The organism is Bartonella sp. AA23NXGY, assembly GCF_042197165.1.
In the GTDB taxonomy this organism is placed as follows: domain Bacteria; phylum Pseudomonadota; class Alphaproteobacteria; order Rhizobiales; family Rhizobiaceae; genus Bartonella.
Window position 1 is genome coordinate 17695 of record NZ_JBHIRO010000014.1, and the last position, 20625, is coordinate 38319.

Annotated in this window: 13 protein-coding genes, 3 pseudogenes and 1 riboswitch; of the genes and pseudogenes, 8 read left to right on the forward strand and 8 right to left on the reverse strand. The window is 38.3% G+C overall.

Features of this window, described 5'->3' with window-relative positions:
- Window positions 1-6: 6 nt before the first annotated feature.
- On the reverse strand, window positions 7-669 hold the full coding sequence (locus ACFINY_RS07570) for an LON peptidase substrate-binding domain-containing protein (RefSeq protein WP_375610818.1): 663 nt from the start codon (window positions 667-669) through the stop codon (window positions 7-9).
- Window positions 670-1115: 446 nt separating this feature from the next.
- A riboswitch (glycine riboswitch) is annotated at window positions 1116-1213 on the forward strand.
- A 136-nt stretch (window positions 1214-1349) separates the two neighbouring features.
- On the opposite strand from ACFINY_RS07570, the gene gcvT reads away from it, so the two are divergent.
- The 3 genes from gcvT to gcvP are packed head-to-tail and all read left to right on the forward strand — an operon-like array spanning window position 1350 to window position 5638.
- A complete protein-coding gene (gene gcvT / locus ACFINY_RS07575; protein ID WP_375612293.1) occupies window positions 1350-2462 on the forward strand; it encodes a glycine cleavage system aminomethyltransferase GcvT in 1113 nt (370 codons plus the stop codon).
- Window positions 2463-2468: 6 nt separating this feature from the next.
- Window positions 2469-2837 (forward strand): glycine cleavage system protein GcvH, encoded by a 369-nt coding sequence (gcvH, locus tag ACFINY_RS07580; protein ID WP_375612294.1) that lies wholly within the window; start codon window positions 2469-2471, stop codon window positions 2835-2837.
- Window positions 2838-2842: 5 nt separating this feature from the next.
- Window positions 2843-5638, forward strand: coding sequence for an aminomethyl-transferring glycine dehydrogenase (gene gcvP / locus ACFINY_RS07585; protein WP_375612303.1), 2796 nt, complete (start codon window positions 2843-2845; stop codon window positions 5636-5638).
- A 1530-nt stretch (window positions 5639-7168) separates the two neighbouring features.
- Here the strand turns inward: gcvP and alr are convergent.
- Window positions 7169-8284 (reverse strand): alanine racemase, encoded by a 1116-nt coding sequence (alr, locus tag ACFINY_RS07590; RefSeq protein ID WP_375612295.1) that lies wholly within the window; start codon window positions 8282-8284, stop codon window positions 7169-7171.
- An 809-nt stretch (window positions 8285-9093) separates the two neighbouring features.
- Here alr and ACFINY_RS07595 point away from each other — a divergent pair.
- Complete coding sequence (locus ACFINY_RS07595; protein WP_375700959.1) at window positions 9094-9921, forward strand: ferredoxin--NADP reductase; 828 nt, start codon at window positions 9094-9096, stop codon at window positions 9919-9921.
- A gap of 34 nt (window positions 9922-9955) precedes the next feature.
- A pseudogene (locus tag ACFINY_RS07600) lies at window positions 9956-10337 on the forward strand (ferredoxin--NADP reductase); the annotation flags it as partial.
- 16 nt (window positions 10338-10353) lie between these two features.
- Here the strand turns inward: ACFINY_RS07600 and eda are convergent.
- On the reverse strand, window positions 10354-11019 hold the full coding sequence (gene eda / locus ACFINY_RS07605; protein ID WP_273791461.1) for a bifunctional 4-hydroxy-2-oxoglutarate aldolase/2-dehydro-3-deoxy-phosphogluconate aldolase: 666 nt from the start codon (window positions 11017-11019) through the stop codon (window positions 10354-10356).
- 115 nt (window positions 11020-11134) lie between these two features.
- Between eda and ACFINY_RS07610 the strand changes: the two genes are divergently transcribed.
- From ACFINY_RS07610 to ACFINY_RS07620, 3 genes are all read left to right on the forward strand, one after another.
- A complete protein-coding gene (locus ACFINY_RS07610; protein ID WP_375613636.1) occupies window positions 11135-12052 on the forward strand; it encodes a rhodanese-related sulfurtransferase in 918 nt (305 codons plus the stop codon).
- Window positions 12053-13746: 1694 nt separating this feature from the next.
- The gene (locus tag ACFINY_RS07615) at window positions 13747-14880 is read left to right on the forward strand and encodes a type III PLP-dependent enzyme (protein WP_375700960.1); all 1134 of its coding nucleotides are present in this window, start codon (window positions 13747-13749) and stop codon (window positions 14878-14880) included.
- A gap of 76 nt (window positions 14881-14956) precedes the next feature.
- Window positions 14957-15541 carry a GNAT family N-acetyltransferase gene (locus tag ACFINY_RS07620; protein WP_375612299.1) on the forward strand — a complete coding sequence of 195 codons (585 nt, stop codon included), beginning with the start codon at window positions 14957-14959 and terminating at the stop codon, window positions 15539-15541.
- A gap of 1065 nt (window positions 15542-16606) precedes the next feature.
- Here the strand turns inward: ACFINY_RS07620 and ACFINY_RS07625 are convergent.
- From ACFINY_RS07625 to ACFINY_RS07645, 5 genes and pseudogenes are all read right to left on the reverse strand, one after another.
- Window positions 16607-18178 (reverse strand): DHA2 family efflux MFS transporter permease subunit, encoded by a 1572-nt coding sequence (locus ACFINY_RS07625; RefSeq protein WP_375612300.1) that lies wholly within the window; start codon window positions 18176-18178, stop codon window positions 16607-16609.
- 19 nt (window positions 18179-18197) lie between these two features.
- A complete protein-coding gene (locus ACFINY_RS07630; RefSeq protein WP_375647309.1) occupies window positions 18198-19292 on the reverse strand; it encodes an HlyD family secretion protein in 1095 nt (364 codons plus the stop codon).
- Between the two features lie 173 nt (window positions 19293-19465).
- Window positions 19466-19609: pseudogene (locus ACFINY_RS07635) on the reverse strand (transcriptional repressor); the annotation flags it as partial.
- Window positions 19606-19764: pseudogene (locus tag ACFINY_RS07640) on the reverse strand (HlyD family secretion protein); the annotation flags it as partial. The pseudogenes ACFINY_RS07640 and ACFINY_RS07635, both read right to left, overlap by 4 nt.
- Before the next feature lie 173 nt (window positions 19765-19937).
- Window positions 19938-20330, reverse strand: coding sequence for a Fur family transcriptional regulator (locus tag ACFINY_RS07645; RefSeq protein ID WP_375612302.1), 393 nt, complete (start codon window positions 20328-20330; stop codon window positions 19938-19940).
- Window positions 20331-20625 lie beyond the last annotated feature (295 nt).

Consider the following 20625-nt stretch of genomic DNA (forward strand, 5'->3'; position numbering starts at 1 on the left):
CATTCATTAGTTTAAGCGGTAATCTGTTCCTGTTTGTTTCATGAGCGAGCGTTCTGTTAATGCAAGAAGAGTTTGGGCACGGCTTTCGATATCTGGAGCTTCAAGGAGAGCTTGTTTTTCTGCTGGTGTAAAGGGGATAAGAGCTGAAAAAGCATTAACCAATATAGGTGTAGGGGCTTCTATGATGCTGCTCCAATTATATTCCATTTCATGTATGGTTAGATATTTTTCTACAACGTCGAGTAAGTTCTCTCGGTTAATGCTTTCTTCAATATCAAATTCTTGCAAGTCTTTTATGTTTGATTGGATGAGAGCTGTTCGATAGGATTTTGTGTTTTTCAATTCTTGTTCTAAAGTGAAGCGGCAAACACCTTGTAAGATAATGAACAGTTGTCCGTTTCCTGTTTCACTGTAGTTTGTAATGCGCCCTATACAGCCTGTTTTATAAAGTTGTGTAGAGAAGCGATCTGTATCCGATGAAAGTGGTTGAATAATGCCCAATAGACGATCAGTTACCATAACATTTTCAATCATTTCAAGTGATTCTGGTTCAAAAATATTGAGTGATAAAAAACCACCGGGTAGTAAGAGTGCACCTTCTAAAGGAAAAAGAGCAATTTGCTTTGGAAGATCATTTTCGCAATTGTAAGAGATATTACCAGCTTTCATGAGTATTTTGTCACCTTTGTTCGGTAATTTTAGTCTGTAAATAGTCGCTATTTATGACACTATTGAGAAAGCAGAAAACCTACTTCTTGTGCATTAAAATCATACTTATAAAATATTTGAAGTCCTTATTCTCAAAAAGAATATGAAACCCTATCTTTAAGGTTGAACTGCGCGCGAAAGAATATTGCTTTGCGATCTTTTTAGTGTGTGACGTTTTGCATGATTTTCAAGAGGTATTTTTGTTTATAGCTTTTGATTTTTGTCTTAAATTTCCTAAAATGTGTTGCTTGCAATTTTTGTAAGGTTCAAAAGGATAATATTATAAATCTTTTGAAGCAGCTTATGCAAGTTTTAAAATGAGAACATTTTCATCACTTTACTAATGACAGTGTGATGAAGATAGGCTATAGGTTTAAATATGCTGGAAAGAGCGTTATCGTTTCTTTCATTCTTTTGCGGGAGAGTGCAGATTGCAAATTTTCGCATTGCCGCCGAAGGGGAAATAGCCCATAATCTCTCAGGCTTTAAGGACCGTAAAAGGAAGAAGGCAGATCTGGAAAGTCGGGAGAACCCGCGCCGAAGGTGTAAGCGAAAAATTTTTTCGCGAGTCTCTCAGGTTGATGACAGAGGGGGCAGAGACGACCATATTCTGTGGGCGTTAGCGCAGCTTTGGAGTTATTATGGGCACAGCACAAGAAACATCTTTTTTAAAAACACTTCCTTTATATGATTTGCATGAAAAAGCAGGAGCAAAATTTGGTGCTTTTGCGGGTTGGAACATGCCTTTAACTTATCCTCTTGGCGTTTTAAAAGAGCATCTTCATACGCGTGCACATGCAGGACTTTTTGATATTTCTCATATGAAATTGATTGCGGTTGAAGGGGCACAAGCTGTGGAATTTTTGTCCTATGCTTTTCCCATTGATGCAGCAGCTTTAAAGATTGGGCATTCACGGTATAATTATTTGCTTAATGAGCAGGCTGGTATTCTTGATGATCTTATTATTACCCGTTTGGAAGAGGGTCGTTTTATGTTGGTCGCCAATGCTGGGAATGCACAGGCTGATTTTTTAGAATTGGAAAAGCGTGCGGTTGATTTTGAATGTCAAGTGATTGCCCTTGAAAGGGTATTGCTTGCACTTCAAGGTCCTGAAGCGGCAGCTGTTCTTGCTGATGCGGATTTGCCAGGGAATGAATTGTTCTTTATGCAAGGATTCGAACCACAACAGGATTGGTTTATAACGCGTTCTGGTTATACGGGAGAGGATGGCTTTGAAATTGCTTTGCCTATAGGGCATGCGCATATGTTGGCTGAAAAATTGCTGAGTGATTCTCGTGTTGAGTGGATTGGACTTGCCGCACGCGATAGCTTGCGGTTGGAAGCGGGGCTGTGTTTGCATGGAAATGATATTACCCCTGATACGACACCTATTGATGCGGCTCTAACATGGGCTGTTCCTAAAAGTGTTCGAGAAAAAGCACAATTTTATGGTGCAAAGGCTTTTCTTAAAGCACTGCAAAAAGGACCGGCTCGTTGTCGTGTTGGATTAAAACCGCAAACGCGTCAACCTATTCGTGCCGGTGCGGTGCTTCTTGATGATCAAGGTAATGAGATTGGCATTGTAACATCAGGTGGTTTTGGTCCTTCTTTTGATGGTCCTGTCGCGATGGGTTACGTTCCTGTTGATTTTAAAGTTGAAGGGACACAAGTCTTTACAGAACTGCGAGGCAAAAAGATTGTATTATCAGTTCATTCTCTTCCCTTTGTTGAACAACGTTATTTTAAAGGATGATTTTTTATGTCTAAAACTTATTTTACACATGACCATGAATGGCTTAGCGTTGAAGGGCAAGTGGTGACTGTTGGGGTTACGCATTATGCGCAAGAGCAATTAGGGGATTTGGTTTTTGTTGATTTACCACAAAGTGGAACAAAACTTTCCAAAGGAGAGGCGGCGGCTGTTGTAGAATCAGTGAAGGCGGCTTCAGATGTTTATGCTCCTCTTGATGGTGAAGTGGTCGAAATAAATGAAGCCTTGGCTGATAATCCTGAACTGGTAAACCAGAAACCCGAAACAGAAGGCTGGTTATGGAAAATGACATTGCAGGATGAGACACAACTGGAGGGGTTGTTAGATAAAGATGCTTATAAGGCTTTGATTGGATGAGTACCATGATCGAGCGTTCTTTTTCTTCTCGACATATTGGGCTGCGTCCTGATGAAACACAAAAAATGCTTGATGTTTTAGAGCTTGATTGTGTTGAGACACTCATTTCTCAAGCTGTTCCACACTCTATCCATTTGGGACGTTCATTGAATCTTCCAGAGGCTGCTAGTGAAGGACAAGCCTTGGAAGAACTCTCCAAGATGATGGAGCGTAACCATGTGCACAAAAGTTTTATTGGGCAAGGATATCATGGAACTTATGTGCCTCCGGTTATTTTACGAAATCTGTTTGAAAATCCTGCTTGGTATACTGCTTATACGCCTTATCAAGCAGAAATTAGCCAAGGTCGTTTAGAGCTTTTATTTTATTTTCAGACATTGGTTAGTGAACTAACAGGTTTGCCTGTTTCTGCTGCTTCCCTTCTTGATGAAGCAACTGCTTTAGCTGAAGCCAATGCCCTTGCTGTTCGCTTTTTCCGTGAGAAAAAAACAAAAATTTCTCTTCAGAGTCTTTTACATCCTCAGACTTTGAGTGTTGCGCAAACGCGTGCTGAAACACAAGGGATTCAGATTAGCCAAAATGGCGAAATTGATCCTGATACAGCGGCAATTGTTTTGTCTTGGCCAGATACAAAAGGCTCTTTTCATGATTACAGTGAGATCATAAAAGAGGCAAAGGAAAAGGGAGCTTTCGTTATCGTTGTAGCTGATCCTTTAGCGCTTACTCTTCAGGAGCCACCTGCTCAATGGGGGGCAGATATCGTTGTTGGCACTATGCAGCGTTATGGCGTTCCGATGGGATTTGGTGGTCCACATGCTGGTTACCTTGCTGTGAGTGATGCGTTAACGCGTCTTATTCCAGGGCGTATTGTTGGTCAATCCGTGGATACCAAAGGACGCGTTGGTTTTCGTTTAGCTTTGCAAACACGTGAACAACATATTCGGCGCGATAAAGCGACGTCAAATATTTGTACAGCGCAGGCTTTGTTGGCTAATATGGCAACCGCTTATGCTGTTTGGCATGGGCCAAAAGGCTTACAAGAAATTGCGCAGCGAATTCATCATTTAACATGTCGTTTTGTTGCTGGTTTAGAAGCCGCAGGGGTTCATGTTGAAGGGAAAAGCTTTTTTGATTGTGTGAGTATTTCTGTTAAGGGAAAAGCACGAGAAATTGCGCATCAAGCCAAAATAGGTGGGCGCCTTATTCGTGTTCTCGATGATGACACTATTGCAATCAATTTTGATGAATTATCAACAGAAGAAGATGCTGGTGCTTTAGCGCAGCTTTTTGGGGCAAAATTAGGCGATCAGGTTTCTCCACGACTCTTTGGAAAAAAACGGGATGCTGCTTTTCTTTCTCAGCCTTTTTTTCATGCGGTTCATTCAGAGACAGATATGATGCGCTTTTTGCGTCGTTTAGCGGATAAGGATTTGGCGCTGGATCGCGCTATGATCCCTCTTGGTTCTTGTACAATGAAGCTTAATGCAGCTGCTGAATTGATGCCTGTAAGTTGGGCTAGCATGGCCAATATACATCCCTTTGTTTCACTAGAGGATGCTGCGGGTTATTTGGAGATGATCAACCAGTTAAATGCGTGGTTGTGTGAAATTACAGGATTTGCGCAAGTTTCTTTTCAGCCAAATTCTGGTGCTCAAGGTGAATATGCTGGGCTTTTGGCTATCCGACGATATTACCAATCACGGGGAAAACATCAACGTACAGTTTGTCTTATTCCTGCATCTGCGCATGGTACCAATCCAGCTTCGGCTCATATGGCAGGGATGGAAGTCGTTGTGGTAAAATGTTTAAGCGATGGTGATGTTGATGTAGACGATCTCAAGATGAAAGCGCAATTGCATAAAGATAAATTGGCTGCTCTTATGATTACTTATCCTTCAACCCATGGTGTTTACGAGGAAAGCATTAAGGAAATTTGTTCTATTATTCATGAAAATGGCGGACAAGTTTATTTTGATGGTGCTAATCTCAATGCCCTTGTGGGGCTTGCTCGTCCTGCGGATATTGGCGCTGATGTTTGTCATATGAATCTTCATAAAACATTTGCTATTCCTCATGGTGGTGGTGGTCCTGGTATGGGACCAATTGGAGTTGCAGTGCATCTCAAACCATTCTTACCAGGTCATGAACAGGATGGGACAACACATGCGGTTTCTGCTGCTCCTTATGGAAGTGCGTCTATTCTTGCAATTACATGGATGTATATTCGAATGATGGGGGCTGATGGCTTAAAATATGCAACACAAATAGCCATTTTAAATGCCAATTATATTGCTGCACGTCTTTCAGCTGCTTATTCCATTCTTTATCGGGGCAAGCATGGACGTGTTGCTCACGAATGTATTGTGGATACACGCGTGTTGAAAGAGCAGTATGGGGTGAGTGTTGATGATATTGCAAAACGTCTCATTGATTATGGATTCCATGCGCCTACGATGTCGTTCCCTGTTCCGGGAACTTTAATGATTGAGCCAACGGAATCAGAACCAAAAGCAGAGATTGATCGTTTTTGTGATGCTTTACTCTCTATTGCTGAAGAAGCGAAAAAAGTTGGTAGCGGGGTTTGGCCAAAAGACAATAATCCATTGGTGAATGCCCCCCATACAGTGGTAGATACTTTAGATGATGCTTGGGTACGACCCTATTCGCGACAAGAAGCTGCTTTTCCCAACAGTTCTCTTGATCCAGCCAATAAATATTGGCCTCCTGTATCGCGTATTGATAATGTTGCGGGAGACAGAATGCTCATTTGTTCGTGTCCACCATTGGGAAATACCTATTAAATAACAAATATATATTTAATTTGTTTATTTGCATGAACGAAAAAAGCCCACACATTTTGTGTGGGTTTTGTACTTGTTGATCATGTTACTATGGAATTATTTGTCTATTTTCTAGAATTTTGCATTGTTTTTTATAACATGAGCAAAATCGAAAAAGTCGACAAAAAGCTGTGTTTTGTCGGCAATAGGCATGCTCTCCTTTGCATTCTACCGTATGACATGGTTTTTGACTAGTCGGCATCGGTTTAGCCAGCTAATTCATGTAAACGAGAGTGAAAACCTATGAGGATAGGGGCACGTCTGTTGCATGTGTTGTGACATACTACTTCTCACTAAGGTGACGACGACGGGTTGTAGAAAGAATAAAATCAAATTTAATGTTTTTGATGATAAAGACACGCGAAACTCTGTTGTTGCATCTTTTCGAGTCAAGAATTGTCTAAATATTTCTCTTTAATCTGCTTTTTGTAAATATGACGAAAAAATATGTAAGAACACCTGTCAGAATGAGCAAACGCAAAGCCAAATGTATTATGTTTTTTTTTACAAGGGGTCTTATAAAAGCCGGCACATCTTTCCACTTCATTGCAAGTCAGTTTGTGACTTTACGGCGCTGTTTTCCTAAGAGCTCGTGTGCTTTAGCTGTTGCCTGTAAATCAACATCCAAACTTAATGCAGCAACATGTCTTGAGCCAGAGATTGAGAAAAAAAGAGCTTTATGAGTAGTTCCTGCTTTTGTCTGTCAGATGAGGGCGGGGATTGCGTATTTCTGTTGACGTAATCTTTGAAACTGGAAGACAATCTTATTTTGGAAAATGTAAAGCCGTAAGGTGAAAATCAATCCTCAGTTTGTCATCTCCTCTTAATTCAGCTTTATGGCTTTCAAAAGCATTTAAAGCAATGTTTTTTAAATAATGGGGATTACACATTGCTCCATACTTTATATTTATTGTGTTCTTTAGTGGGGGAATGATCCTCATGTAAAACAGAACGCTCCAAAAAGAATATACTTGAGTTGTTAATTCACGTGTTTGTTTTAAAGAGACACTTCGCTCCCAATCCCATTTCGCGACGGCGCTCGTGAATGGTGTAAGGGTAAATCCATTGATTCCCCACTATCTTTACGCTTCATAACGGAGTAAGCTGGGCACTATCATACACTTTGCCAGCGCCTAATGTTATAGCTCTTGGCACTATGGTTCATAAGAGGCATTATTCTTTTCTTAAATCATTTTTATCTACACATAGTTCAGCTTGTGGTATGCAAGCGAATGATTTTAATTGGGAAATTAATTTTAAAAACTTTGTAGTAGATTCTTTTTTGTCAATTTATGGGGAAAGGCTAAGTTTTTGTATTTTAGGTGAAAGCTACTTCCATAAAACAGTCCATCAACTTGTCTGTTTTGAGATTTCTGTGAATGTACGGTGTCTATGACCATTCTGTGTGGTTGATTGTTGTAAAATCTTTTGTAAAAGCCCCTCAATTTTCTAAAATGATGATTTTTATCAATTTATTTTTTTAAAGAGTTTTTATGTGTAAATGTATTTATAGCGGGAGCCAAGAGATGTTAGAATTTCATTGGGAAGGGTATCGGCATCTATAGATACTTTTTCAAGTGTTTGATGGGGACCAATGAGTTCTACCCAGTCACCAGTTTGAGGTTTTTGTTCAAGATCGGTCGTATCTACAATAATGGAATCCATAGAAACCCGCCCAACCATGGGAAGTTTGTGCCCGTTGAAATAAACAGTTCCTTTATTCGAAAGAGTACGGAGCCAGCCGTCTGCGTAGCCTATAGAAATGGTTGCAAGAGTGCTTGGTCTGTTGGTTATAAAGCTTTCTGCATAACCAACAGGTGCTCCTATATCAACAACGCGGCTTTGAATGACTTGGGCTTCAAGTTTTAAAACAGGTTTCAAAGGTGATGGGTGTTTTCCCCGCGGATCAACTCCGTAAAGTGCAATGCCTGGACGAACAAGATCAAAATAAAAATCTGATCCTAGAAAGATACCTCCAGAATTGGCAAAGGAAACTTTGCAAGCAGGCAATTGCGCAAGGATCGTTTTGAAAGAAGTCAATTGGGCATAATTTGATGGGTGGGTATCATCTTCTCCGTTAGAAAGATGACTAAGAATATATTTTATTTCTGCTTTTTCGAAAATTGTAGGGTGTTTGATGAGTTTTTGTAATTCTTTTTGATCCAGTCCTAATCGGTTCATATGGGTATCGATTTGAACAATTGCTGGAAATTTTTTATCTTTTTTTTGACAAATTTTTTGCCAATTTTCAATGGCATTCCAAGAGTTTAGAACAGGAACAATACCAGATTGTGCGACAAACTCTTCTGCTAAGTGTGGAAGTCCATTCAGAATGGCAATTGTGACATTTGATGGTAAAATGCTTTTTAATTGGAGTGCTTCTCTGATTTGGGCGACAAAAAAAGTGCGACAACCAGCTTGATAAAGGGCAGGAGCAATTTTGTGAGCTCCTAATCCATAGGCATTTGCTTTTACAACTGCTGAACATTGTGTTGGAGCTACACGTTTGGCTAAAGTAATATAATTGGCAACAATGGCACTGACATCGATGGTTGCTACAGCTGTATAGAGTGATGTATTTATTTCATCATTAACGGATTTGTTCATTTTAAAAGCTTATCTGTGTTCGTGAAATACGGAGTTTTTTTGGTTGTTTCATTGAGGTTCTTTACGATATAGGGGAAAGACACTATTTGCTATGGTCAAAATCATTAAGAAGCCTATGCTGCCATTAAAGTCGTTTTTTATGTAAAATGCTACTTTGGATATAAGAGATACTTTAGTTTTATTTGTGTTGTTATCAACATGGTATCTTCTAATGATTTGTAAAACATAGACTTTTTTACTTATTTTCCCTCGTTTAGGCATATAAAAAAATAAACATAGTTTATTGTATTGTATCATTTTGAAGAGTGCAATATTAGGCTGTTGTTGCTGGTGTGATTGTTGTGATTAAATATTGCATTGGCTTCTTATTTAGAGAAGGTAAAATGATTAAATTAACCACGTTAAGTCAATGTATTACAAGTTTTTTACCATGAGGGGGAAGATCACTCATCTGTGCAATTTTGGATGTCGTCTCATGCACTTAAAATTATTTTTATTGAATGGAAAACAGTGTGTAAACACTTTTTGATACATTAAAAACTGTTGATTTAGAAAACTCGTTGATTTGGATATTATTTGTTTTCAAGATGGATTGGGTATCCAGTATTTACTTTCTAGTCTTTGATTGGTTTTAAGTGAAATCAATTTTATCGCTTATAGAGCGCGCTAGACTCATTTATTTAATTTTGACATAAAAGTGTTAACCTTGAGGCTTTTGTGTTGAGAAAATTGTTGGCAGATGGTTGTGCAAGTACTATATCACGTCAAGGATTCGAAATTTAACGTTCAATAAAGATATGGGGAAGAGTATGAATACGTCTGCTACCAATGTTCCGTCAAGCATCAGCAGCGTTGCAAATTTTCCGATTCCTGAGAATGTGTTCGCCCTTACTGTCCAAGAGGTTTGTCACTATACAGATCGGTTATTTAAATTCCGTCTGAATCGTCCGGAAAGTTTTCGTTTTCGTTCGGGTGAGTTTGTTATGATCGGTTTGCCAAATGCAGAAAAGCCGATTTATCGCGCTTATTCGATTGCAAGTCCCTTTTGGGATGAACAGCTTGAGTTTTTTTCGATAAAAGTTCCAGGGGGACCTTTAACCGAGCATCTCCAAAAAATTAAAATTGGTGATACAGTTCTCATGCGTAAAAAATCTACAGGAACGCTGGTGCTTGATGCTCTTATTCCTGGAAAACGTCTTTATCTTCTTTCAACTGGGACGGGGATTGCTCCTTTTGCAAGCCTTATTCGTGATCCTGAAACTTATGAAAAATTTGCAGAAGTTGTCCTTATTCAAACAACGCGCGAAAAAAATGAGTTAATTTATGCAAAAGATCTTGTTTCCTCTTTGCAACAAGATCTACTCATTGGAGAGTATGCACAACAGTTGAGATTTTATCCTATGACTACTCGTGAAGCTTCTGAGCATATGGGTCGTATTACAACTGTGATGGAAAGTGGGGACTTTTTTGAAACAACAGGCCTTCCTAAGATTCATCCTGATGAGGATCGGGTGATGATTTGTGGTTCCATGGCTATGTTAAAAGATTGCGCAAGGATGTGTGAAAGCTTTGGTCTTGTTGAAGGGGCCAATAATGCTCCTGCTACTTATGTTGTAGAGCGCGCTTTTGTGGAGTAATGAGTGGGAAAGTTGATGCTTTATCTTCTTTCAAACCGGTACGGTTTTTTTTTCTTTTGCAAGCTTTATTCGTGAGCCTGACATTTATGAAAAATTTTCAGAAGTTGTTCTTATTTAAATAACGCGCGAAAAGAATGAGTCAATTTGTGCAAAAGATCTTGTTTCCTTTTTGCAATAAGATCCACTCATTGTGGGGCATATGCACAACAGCTGAAATTTTATCCTATGACCACTCGTGAGCTTTCTGAGCATATGGGGCGTATTACGACTGTTATGGAGAGTGGTGCTTTTTTGAAACAATAGCACTCCCCAAAATTCATCTCGATGAAGATCGGGTGATGATTTGTGGTTCCATGGCAATGTTAAAAGATTGCGTAAGGATGTGTGAAAGCTTTGGTCTTGTTGAAGGGGCTGATATTCTTGCACTTTATATTAGATTGTAGAAAGAGCTTTTTTCGAGGGAGAGGGAAGTTGTGATGCGGTATATGCTAATGCAGTAATCGAATCCCAATCACTTATTGCAATGAGTTGTTGGGGCGCTATCCAAGAACCACCAACGCAGAAGACATTGGGCAGTTGGAGCCATTGTGTTGCACTTTTTTGTGTAATACCGCCTGTTGGGCAAAACCGGATATCAGAGAAGGGAGATGCTAAAGCTTCAATGAAGGAAATACCTCCAGCAGCTTCAGCAGGGAAAAATTTAAGATATGAATAGCCTTTGTTTAATGCTTGCATGAGTTCACTTGGGGTCATTGCAGCGGGAAGAAGGGGAATTTCACTATTTTTTGCACAATTGATTAGTTCATTGGATAATCCGGGGCTTACAATAAACTTGGCTCCAGCTTGTTCGGCTTTTTCGTAATGTGTTGTGTTGAGAATTGTGCCGGCTCCAACAATTGCTTCAGGGACTTCTTGTGTAATTTTCTGAATTGCTTTGAGGGCATTTGGTGTTCGCAAGGTGATCTCAATTGTTTTTAATCCACCTTTGACAAGAGCGCGTGTTAAGGGTACAGCACTTTGTAGATTGTCAATGAGTAAAACAGGTATAACAGTTTGTCCTTGGAGATATAATAAAAGCTTTTCTCTTTTTTGGCACATGATATTTTTTCTTCTTGGAGATGATATTATTTGTATCGTTTGATTAAGCACAATATGTTAAAGAGTACATGAATAAATCTTGAAATTGAATGAAACGCGCGTTATGGCAAAACACATGGAAAAGAATTTTAAAGTTGCTGCACTTTATTGCTTTGCAGATTTGAAGCATTATCATCAATTACAAAAACCTTTGCAGGATTTATGTCAAGCAAAGGATATCAAAGGCACTCTGCTTTTAGCACAAGAGGGCATTAATGGAACAGTTGCTGGTTCTTGTGATGCGATTGAGGCATTGGTGGATTTTATTACGGCTGAGCCAGCGTTTCAAACGCCGGAGATTAAATATTCATGGGCATCAAAAATGCCTTTTCATCGCATGAAAGTGCGGTTGAAAAAAGAGATTGTGACAATGGGGGTTGAAGGGGTTGATCCGCTAAAAGTTGTTGGTACTTATGTGGATCCTGAAGATTGGAATGCTCTTATTCAAGATGAAGAGACAATTTTAATCGATACGCGTAATGATTATGAATATGCAATAGGGAGTTTTCAAGGAGCGATTGATCCGCAGATTAAAACATTTCGCGAATTTCCTGAATGGGTGCGTAAACATGAGGCTGAGTTAAAGAAAAAAAAGAAAATTGCCATGTTTTGTACAGGTGGTATTCGGTGTGAAAAATCAACAGCTTATGTTCGTGATCTTGGTTATGAGCAAGTCTACCATCTAAAAGGAGGTATTCTCAAATATTTAGAAAAAATTCCAAAAGAGAAAAGTTTATGGTGGGGTGAGTGTTTTGTTTTTGATGAGCGTGTTTCTGTTCAACATGGTCTTGAAGAATGTGGACGCGAATTATGTCGCGCGTGTCGTTCTCCTCTTAATGCTGAAAGCAAATTATCGCCTCATTATGAGGAAGGTGTTTCCTGTGATGCTTGTTATAACACGCGTAGTGAAGCCGATAGAGAGCGCTTTCGTGAGCGCCATAGGCAATTTCAATTGTTGAAGTTGCGTGCAATTGATTCTCATCAAGGGACATAAGGATATCGTAGTGTAGAGTTTTAAGTTGTAGCGTTTTTCTCTTAAATTTAAGAGAGAAGAGTTTTTTATATTGGTAGAAAAATATTTCATAAGACCGGATATTATTCGGTCTTTTTGTTTATATTAAATTATTTGACTTATAAATAATCATTATAGATTGTTCGCTCTCCTTGACTTATAGGATTGAGTTTTCAAATACTTTTCATTTAAAAATAGAAAAGCCGTTCACCAACAGCGCAGAGGAGGGAGATTATAGTTTAAGAGAAAAGCGTATGAATAAGATGTGATTAATAAGAGGAGATGAAAAAGCAGATGCTAGGTGGAAAAATAAAATGATAATAGGAGTTTATGATTTCAGAATTTAATATAATACATTAATTTATAATGATAATTTATTATTCATTTGAATAAAAGAGTTCAATATTGTGAACTTTGTTGCTTTCAGATTAGATGAGAACGAATCGCGTAAAATTCATTCGCTTGTACGTTGCAAATGGGAGTAACGTGTGGACAAAAATCATTTTAGATAAGGTGTTATGAAACATTTCAATGTAGGAGTTTCTGCAATATTGGGAGTTGGCAGATAGAATGGGAGCGTTTGTTTTTAATTTCATAAGTATAAAGAGGGTGAGATGTAGTTGATCTATATTATACAAGCTATATTATACGGGGATTTCTTCATGATATTTTGCTTAAGCGATGCTGTGAAATGAATGTGGAAGCAGGGATGTTTTTAGGATGTAAATGAGAAAGATAATGGTGTTTTGTTGGGGGAAGGACACGTTATCTTTAAAGACTATGGTGCTTCAGTCGTTACTATCCTCAGTCTTCAATGTTGGTCATCTTTGCATTTGAGAGGATATATAAGAGGTACTCCTTTTTTCAATTGTTTTTTATTTGTGATGCGCAAAAGAATGATTTTAATTGATTCATTGTAAGAGGGTTGAAATAAGAGGATTTTATAATGGGATTTTTGTTTAAGGGTACAATAATAAATTATCATTATAAATTAATGTTTTGAGTAATTTATTTGCGTTATTTTCTGCTGCAGATATTAGGAGATAGAATAGGGTAAAAAAACGAGGGGCTTTTAAAGCAAGATAGTGCTTGATGTCGTACGGATGGTGTAAGGGGTGTGATCTCATGAAAGCGGATGGATGGCTTTGTCTGGGGAGAGTGTTGTTTTTTCGCATCATTTTATCTTTAAGAATTAAAAAATGTTTAAAATTAAAAAAATGATTGAAATGAGAAAGAATTCGTTTTATAGGATGCCTTGCCCAAAGTCGCACGTGCCTGTGGGTGTCCGCTGGTTCTCAAATGGTGAGATTAACCGGTACGGTACCTGGAACTAACCGCTCCAGTCATTCTTACAGCCAATTGCAAGAATGAGGACATCTTGAAGCAACGACGGTGCGGGCCTTTCTGGTGTCTTCCAGCTTTTAAATGCTGGGATAACTATAGAGGCACACCTCATTGCCTTCAGTGCGGAAGTGGTTTTCTCAACTCCAATCAAAAAGGCAGATAAAATAGAATAACGCGGTTTCGCGCTGTTCTTTCGCAGCATGCAATGCTAATTTCTGGTTTTTTGTAATCAGAATGGGGATGGTTGTTGTGTGTTTTTTGTCCTTTAGCTTTTGGCAGCTTTGGCTGTCTAAGCATAGAGTGGGGGAGCGTTCCCTCAAGGAGAATTGCAGATGGCAACGCAACGTATTCGCGATTTTCTTGCAACACATCGCTCTGAAGGTCCATGCTTAATTGTTGACCTTGATGTTGTTCGTGATAACTATTTAAATTTTGAAAAAGCTCTGCCGCAGTCTCGTATTTTTTACGCAATAAAGGCAAATCCAGCTCCTGAAATCTTGCGTTTGCTAAGTTCTTTAGGATCTTCTTTTGATGCGGCTTCTGTTGCAGAAATTGAAATGGCTTTAAAAGCAGGTGCAACGCCAGAGCGTATTTCTTTTGGAAATACGATTAAAAAAGAGCGTGATATTGCACGAGCATATGCATTGGGAGTTTCACTTTATGCCGTTGATTGTGTGGAAGAAGTGGAAAAAATTGCGCGTGTTGCTCCAGGAGTGCGTGTTTTTTGCCGTGTTCTTACCGATGGAAAAGGTGCAGAGTGGCCATTGTCACGCAAATTCGGTTGCGTTCCAGAAATGGCGGTTGATGTTCTAAGACGCGCACACCAATTGGGTTTGCAAGCCTATGGTGTTTCTTTTCATGTTGGATCTCAGCAGGTTGATTTGAGTGCGTGGGATCGTGCTTTATCGGATGCTTCTACAGTTTTTAAGCGCTTGGAACAAGAAGGCATTTCACTGAAATTGGTGAATATGGGCGGCGGTTTTCCAACCCGTTATTTGAAAGATGTCCCTACAGAACAAGCTTATGGTACAGCAGTTTTTGATTCATTGAAAAAGCATTTTGGTAATCGTATCCCTGAGACGATTATTGAGCCAGGACGTGCGATGGTTGGCAATGCTGGTGTTATTCGTACAGAAGTTGTTCTAATATCTAAAAAAGCTGATAATGATAATATACGATGGGTTTATCTTGATATTGGAAAATTTAATGGTCTTGCTGAGACTATGGATGAAGCCATTCGTTATCCTATTGAGACACCTCATGATGATAAGGTGATGGAGCCTTGTATTTTGGCTGGACCAACATGCGATTCGGCAGATGTTCTCTATGAAAAAACACCTTATCCGCTTCCTCTATCTCTAACAATAGGAGATGAAATATTGATTCATGGAACGGGTGCTTATACAACAACTTACGCATCGGTTGCTTTTAATGGTTTTGAGCCTTTACGATCATATGTGATCTGAGGTTTCCTTTTAACTATAGTTTTTTTTAGACTTTTTGCTATGCTCGTCATGGTGCTATAAGAGGGCGGTCATTGAGATGAACATGATGAACTTTCAAACAAAAGATGGGGCATGTTTTACACTTTTATTGGAGCAAGAAACCGATAAGCCTTATCGAGAAATTTTGCTTGATTCAACGATGGGGTATGGACGTAAACGTAAATCATCAGAGGCTTTACGTCGTGGACGGTTAGCTGCTCAAGGACTTTCTTTTGTGGTTAAAAATGCTCTGGGAGAGCTTGTGGGAAGTGTCCGTCTTTGGCATGTTTCTTTTTCTAAAAGAAAAAATAAAACACAACATGCTTTACTTTTGGGCCCCTTGGCTGTTGCATCTGAATGTGCTGGTATGGGAATAGGATCAATTTTAGTCCGCCATGCAATTGAAACAGCAAAAAAATTGGGATATGGCGCCATTTTGCTGGTAGGGGATTTTGAATTTTATCAACGTTTTGGCTTTTCAAATAGTTTAACAGAAAATTTGGCAATGCCTGGTCCTTACGAAAAGCATCGCTTTCAAGCGTTGGAACTGATACCACATTATCTTTCTGGGTGTTATGGCACTTTAGTTCCTAGTGGAGAACGAGAAGTTTCAAATCGTTTCCAGCATCATAAAGTGGCTTGAAGATATGTTTATTTTGTTTTTCAACAGCTGGTATTGAGGAGAGCATACTGTTTTGGCTAGAGCCAAAGTTAGCGGTACAAAGTTTTTGGGGAGTTGTATCGCGATTTTATTATATGGCTGGTTTCTTATTTTTGATAATTTCAGTTAAGTGAGTAGGAATATATTTTAAGCTCATTTTTTGAAATAGCGTCCTATTTTATAATATTAAAGGAACCGGATTTTTAAGTTGTCTTGTGTTCTTTTAAAGTCGCTATCATCATACAGTTTTCCAGTTTTCAATATCGTTGATAAATCTTGTATCGAAATGGTTGGATATTTTACTTTTTTCTTAAACAGTTTTTTTCTTTGCTTTTTATGTGCAAGGGAATGGTTTTGATTGATTCAATAGAGAGATATTTTGAGAAATTTTATACAATTTTAGCGCTTGTTGAAAGAGAAGGGGCTTAAGAAAGAAAAATATACAGCAGTAGAATCAAAATTATAGGTATCAGCTTTTTTAAAAGAGTGTAAAAAAATAAAATTACATGTTCAAAAGCAGCTTTTTTGAAAAAAAATATGTCATTACTTTTTTGCTATAAAGGTAAATCGTTTTGCAATTGGCATGAGAGGATCAAATACAAAATGATTTTTTCATGTAAAATTTTGCATTCAGAATCAAAAAACGTTGTCCTACACATTATAAGAGAAATATGTGCGTGAATAAAAATCACAAGAATCATAAATCTTTTAAGAATATTCTTGTAAGAATCAAAAGAGTAAAGGGCAAAGAATCTTTTAATCTTTTGTGCCCTATGGTGATAAATTAAAAATCTTATAGAAATGGCTGCTTTATCTTTATGGTGTGGAGCACTTTAGATAAGCTCTTTGTTTACCGATCATCTAGAACAATTTTTGTATGCGAGAAGTTGTTTTTAAGTGCGGAAAGAGCCCGCATTAAAAGAATTTTTATCAGAAGAATCATTTAGAATCATATGTTTATTTATACTGTCTCTTGAGACAAGATAAAGTGCATAGGAAACGAGGAAAGTGATAAGGATAAAAAATATTTCTCAATTTTAATTAAGCTTAGTGATTTGGTGGTGAATCCATGAGAGGTGGTATTTTTTTGAGAAACATTGTCATAAATGTTAAAACACCAAAAATGATGGTTATGATAAAGAAAATATCACTAATAGCCATAATGGTTGCTTGTATGCGTACCATACCAAACAATTGAGAAAGAGCCAGAGTATAGGAATCAAAGGTTTCTGTTTTGAATAATACAGTAAGATTTGAAAGCATTTCAGTTGCTTGTCTGTTTGCGTAGTTAAGAGTTTCGGCTATTCGTTCATGATGGAAGTCTGTGCGTTTTGTTATGAGAGTGTTGATAATGGCAAGCCCTACAGCCCCACCTAGATTCCGGGTGAGATTAAAGAGTCCAGAAGCATTTTGCATCCGTTCTGGTGGGAGTGTTCCCAAGGCAATATTATTAATAGGAACCATACATAACATTACAGAAGCACCACGGAAAACTTGCGGCCAAAAAAGCTGCCAAAAATCCCAGTTATCTGTGATAGAGCTCGCCATCCAAATACCTATTGCAAAACCAAAAAGTCCTATTGCCATCATTAAACGTGCATCCATTCGTGCTGAAAGAAATCCAGCAAGCGGGGCAGTTAATAACATGACGAATCCTGAAAGAAACAATGTTTCTCCAATCATGAGAGCATCAAAGTGGCGGATTTGGCTTAAATAGACAGGATAAAGGTACGTGAGTCCATAAAGGCCTATTCCCAATGAAAAGGAAAAAATGGATGCAGCTGAAAAATTAAAATTAGAAAAAGTAGAGAGATCTACAATGGGTTCTTTTACTGTAAAAGCACGCCAGAAGAATAAGGCTGCAGCAAGAATCATGGTAATGAACAAATCCCGAATCAGCGTATCACTCAGCCAATCATGACGTGCTCCTTCTTCTAGAATATACTCTAAAGTTCCCAAGAAAGTAGCCATAGAAATGAATCCTAACCAATCAAACTTCTTCATTAAAGAGGGATCAGCTTTATCAAAATCAATTAATTTCCAAGCGAGAATTGAGATGATAATCCCGCAGGGTACATTGATGAGAAAGAGCCAATGCCATGATGAGAGATGACAAATATAGCCTCCCACGGTTGGACCAATGGTGGGGGCTAATGTTGCTACTAGTCCAACAATAGGGGTAACAATTGGGCGTTTGGAAGGAGGAAAAAGAACATAAGAGGCGACAAAAACGCTTGGGATAATTCCTCCACCAATAAAACCTTGTAGTGCGCGATACAAAATCATCTCTCCAATAGATGTTGCTGTTGCACAAAGAACAGAAGTAATCGTAAACCCGATCGCTGATATGGTGAAGAAAACACGTGTTGAAAGCAATCTTCCTAAAAATCCAGAAAGCGGCAACATGATGACTTCAGCGATGAGATAGGAAGTTTGAACCCATGAAATTTCTTCAGAGCTTGCTGTAAGACCCGCTTGAATTTCAGCTAAAGAAGAGGAAACGATTTGGATATCTAATATTGCCATAAACATGCCAAAAGACATAGCTATAAAAACTATAATTTTGCGCATTCCTATGCGTTCTTGAGACTGTATGAGCTCTGGTATGGAAGATGTCATAGTAAGATCTTCTACTTTTTTATAAGAGACTTTTATCTTGTGGCTTTGTACGTGTATCAATTTTCACTGAAACACTCATTCCTGCTCGGATATGTCCGGTTTTTAAGACTTCTTCTGGAATAGAAATACGTACGGGAATGCGCTGGACAATCTTTGTAAAGTTACCGGTAGCATTTTGTGGAGGCAGAAGAGAAAAAACAGCGCCTGTTGCGGGCGAAATAGAAAGCACTGTTCCTGTAAAAACATCATTTTCGAAGGCATCAACAGAAATATAAGCTTTTTGTCCGGTATGAATGTCTTGTAGCTGTGTTTCTTTATAGTTTGCTTCAATATAAAGTGCATGTATGGGGACTAACGCCGCAAGACGTTGGCCATTTACAACAAAATCTCCCGTTTTTGCTGTTAAATTTCCTATAACTCCATCAAATGGCGCTCGTATAATGGTCGAATCAAGATCACGTTGTGCTTTTTTACGCGAGAGCTCTAAACTCTTTGTTTCGCTTTCTGTTTCACTTCGTTGCGCTTCTAGCACTCGGATATTTGCACGTGCTGAAGCCATTTTTGCATCCGCTCTGTTAACATTCGCAATGGCTTGTTCATAAGCGGATTTGGCATCATCAACATTGGATTGAGGAGCATAACGATTGGCTTTCAGTTCTGTTACACGTTTTAAGGTGAGTTGTGCATTGGTTGCTATGGCTGAAGCGGCTGCTTTTTGTGCTTTTGCATCATCTAAAGAACTACGAGCGGCTGTGATTTGCGCATCAATGCGTAGAAGTGTTTTTTTCTGTGTGTTAAGATGCGCTTCTGTTTGATCTAAGGCTATTTTATAATCACCATTGTCTAGGTAAAATAAAACATCGTCCTTTTTTACAACTTGGTTGGCTTTAATGGCAATTTTTTCAATATACCCATTTAATTTAGTCGCAATAGCGGCTATATCTCCTTGCACATAGGCATCTTCAGTGGACAGCATATAACGCCATTGCGTCGTCCACTTATAGCTAAACCAAAGTACAAAAAGCGCAAAGACGATAAGAAGAGCCTTGATTACTTTTTTTCGTTTCATTTTATCGAGATTTTTTGTTGAAAAAATGGTCTCAGATACGGACATGATTTTATACTTTCAATATTTATGTTCTAACGAGTATAATAAGCCTCTCACTCTAGGGTAGGGTGATATATGCACGGACGATAAGAGTTTTTCCAACAATAAGGCGATTCCTGCTACATAATGCTAAATATATAAACTTGCAAGTTAGAGATCTTATTTTCAAGTTAGATGTCTTATTTTATTGCGCATTTTTTACAAAGACCTCGTACTTCTAGGGTGCTTTTGTGTGCTTGGAAGCCAACCGCTTGAACCATCTGTTTTAAACTTGATACAATCGTTTGATTTTGTATTTCGTTGACTGTGCCACAGTTTAGGCATCTTCAGTGGACAGCATATAACACCATTGCGTCGTCCACTTATAGCTAAACCAAAGTACAAAAAGCGCAAAGACAATAAGAAGAGCCTTGATTACCTTTTTTCGTTTCATTTTATCGAGATTTTTTGTTGAAAAAATGGTCTCAGATACGGACATGATTTTATACTTTCAATATTTATGTTCTAACGAGTATAATAAGCCTCTCACTCTAGGGTAGGGTGATATATGCACGGACGATAAGAGTTTTTCCAACAATAAGGCGATTCCTGCTACATAATGCTAAATATATAAACTTGCAAGTTAGAGATCTTATTTTCAAGTTAGATGTCTTATTTTATTGCGCATTTTTTACAAAGACCTCGTACTTCTAGGGTGCTTTTGTGTGCTTGGAAGTCAACTGCTTGAACCATCTGTTTTAAACTTGATACAATCGTTTGATTTTGTATTTCGTTGACTGTGCCACAGTTTTCGCAAATTATAAACGTTGTAAGTTCATGTTGACAGTTTTCAGGGTGTAAACAGACCATAAAGGCATTTACACTTTCAAGACGATGAATACACTTTAACTGTACGAGCTTTTCTAACGCACGATAAACTTGGAGAGGTGCGCGAAAACCTTCTTCGCGTAAGTGATTGAGAATCGCATAAGCACTTAAAGGCCCTTTTGCATTTTTTAAAGTATTTAAAACCAATGTTTGGTTACGCGTCAGTTTAGATGACATTGACATCTTCCTTTTGCTCCCATGGAAAAGCATAAAGCGTGTAAGATATTTATGCAATGGTGATTATATAATATGTACTCTATCTTTAGCCTTTTACATGACATCCTTGCGATATGTAAGAAAAGTTATAATCGTTGTGAGGGGAGGGTATTATAATCTGAAAGCCGCCGCTATCAGGCATGAAAGTTTTATACGCTTCTTATTTTTCCAATAATGTTTTGAAATAGGATTTTTTGTTCAATATTTTATTGGTAAAGTTTGGGTTATTTTATTTAAAAAAAAATAAAAAATGATA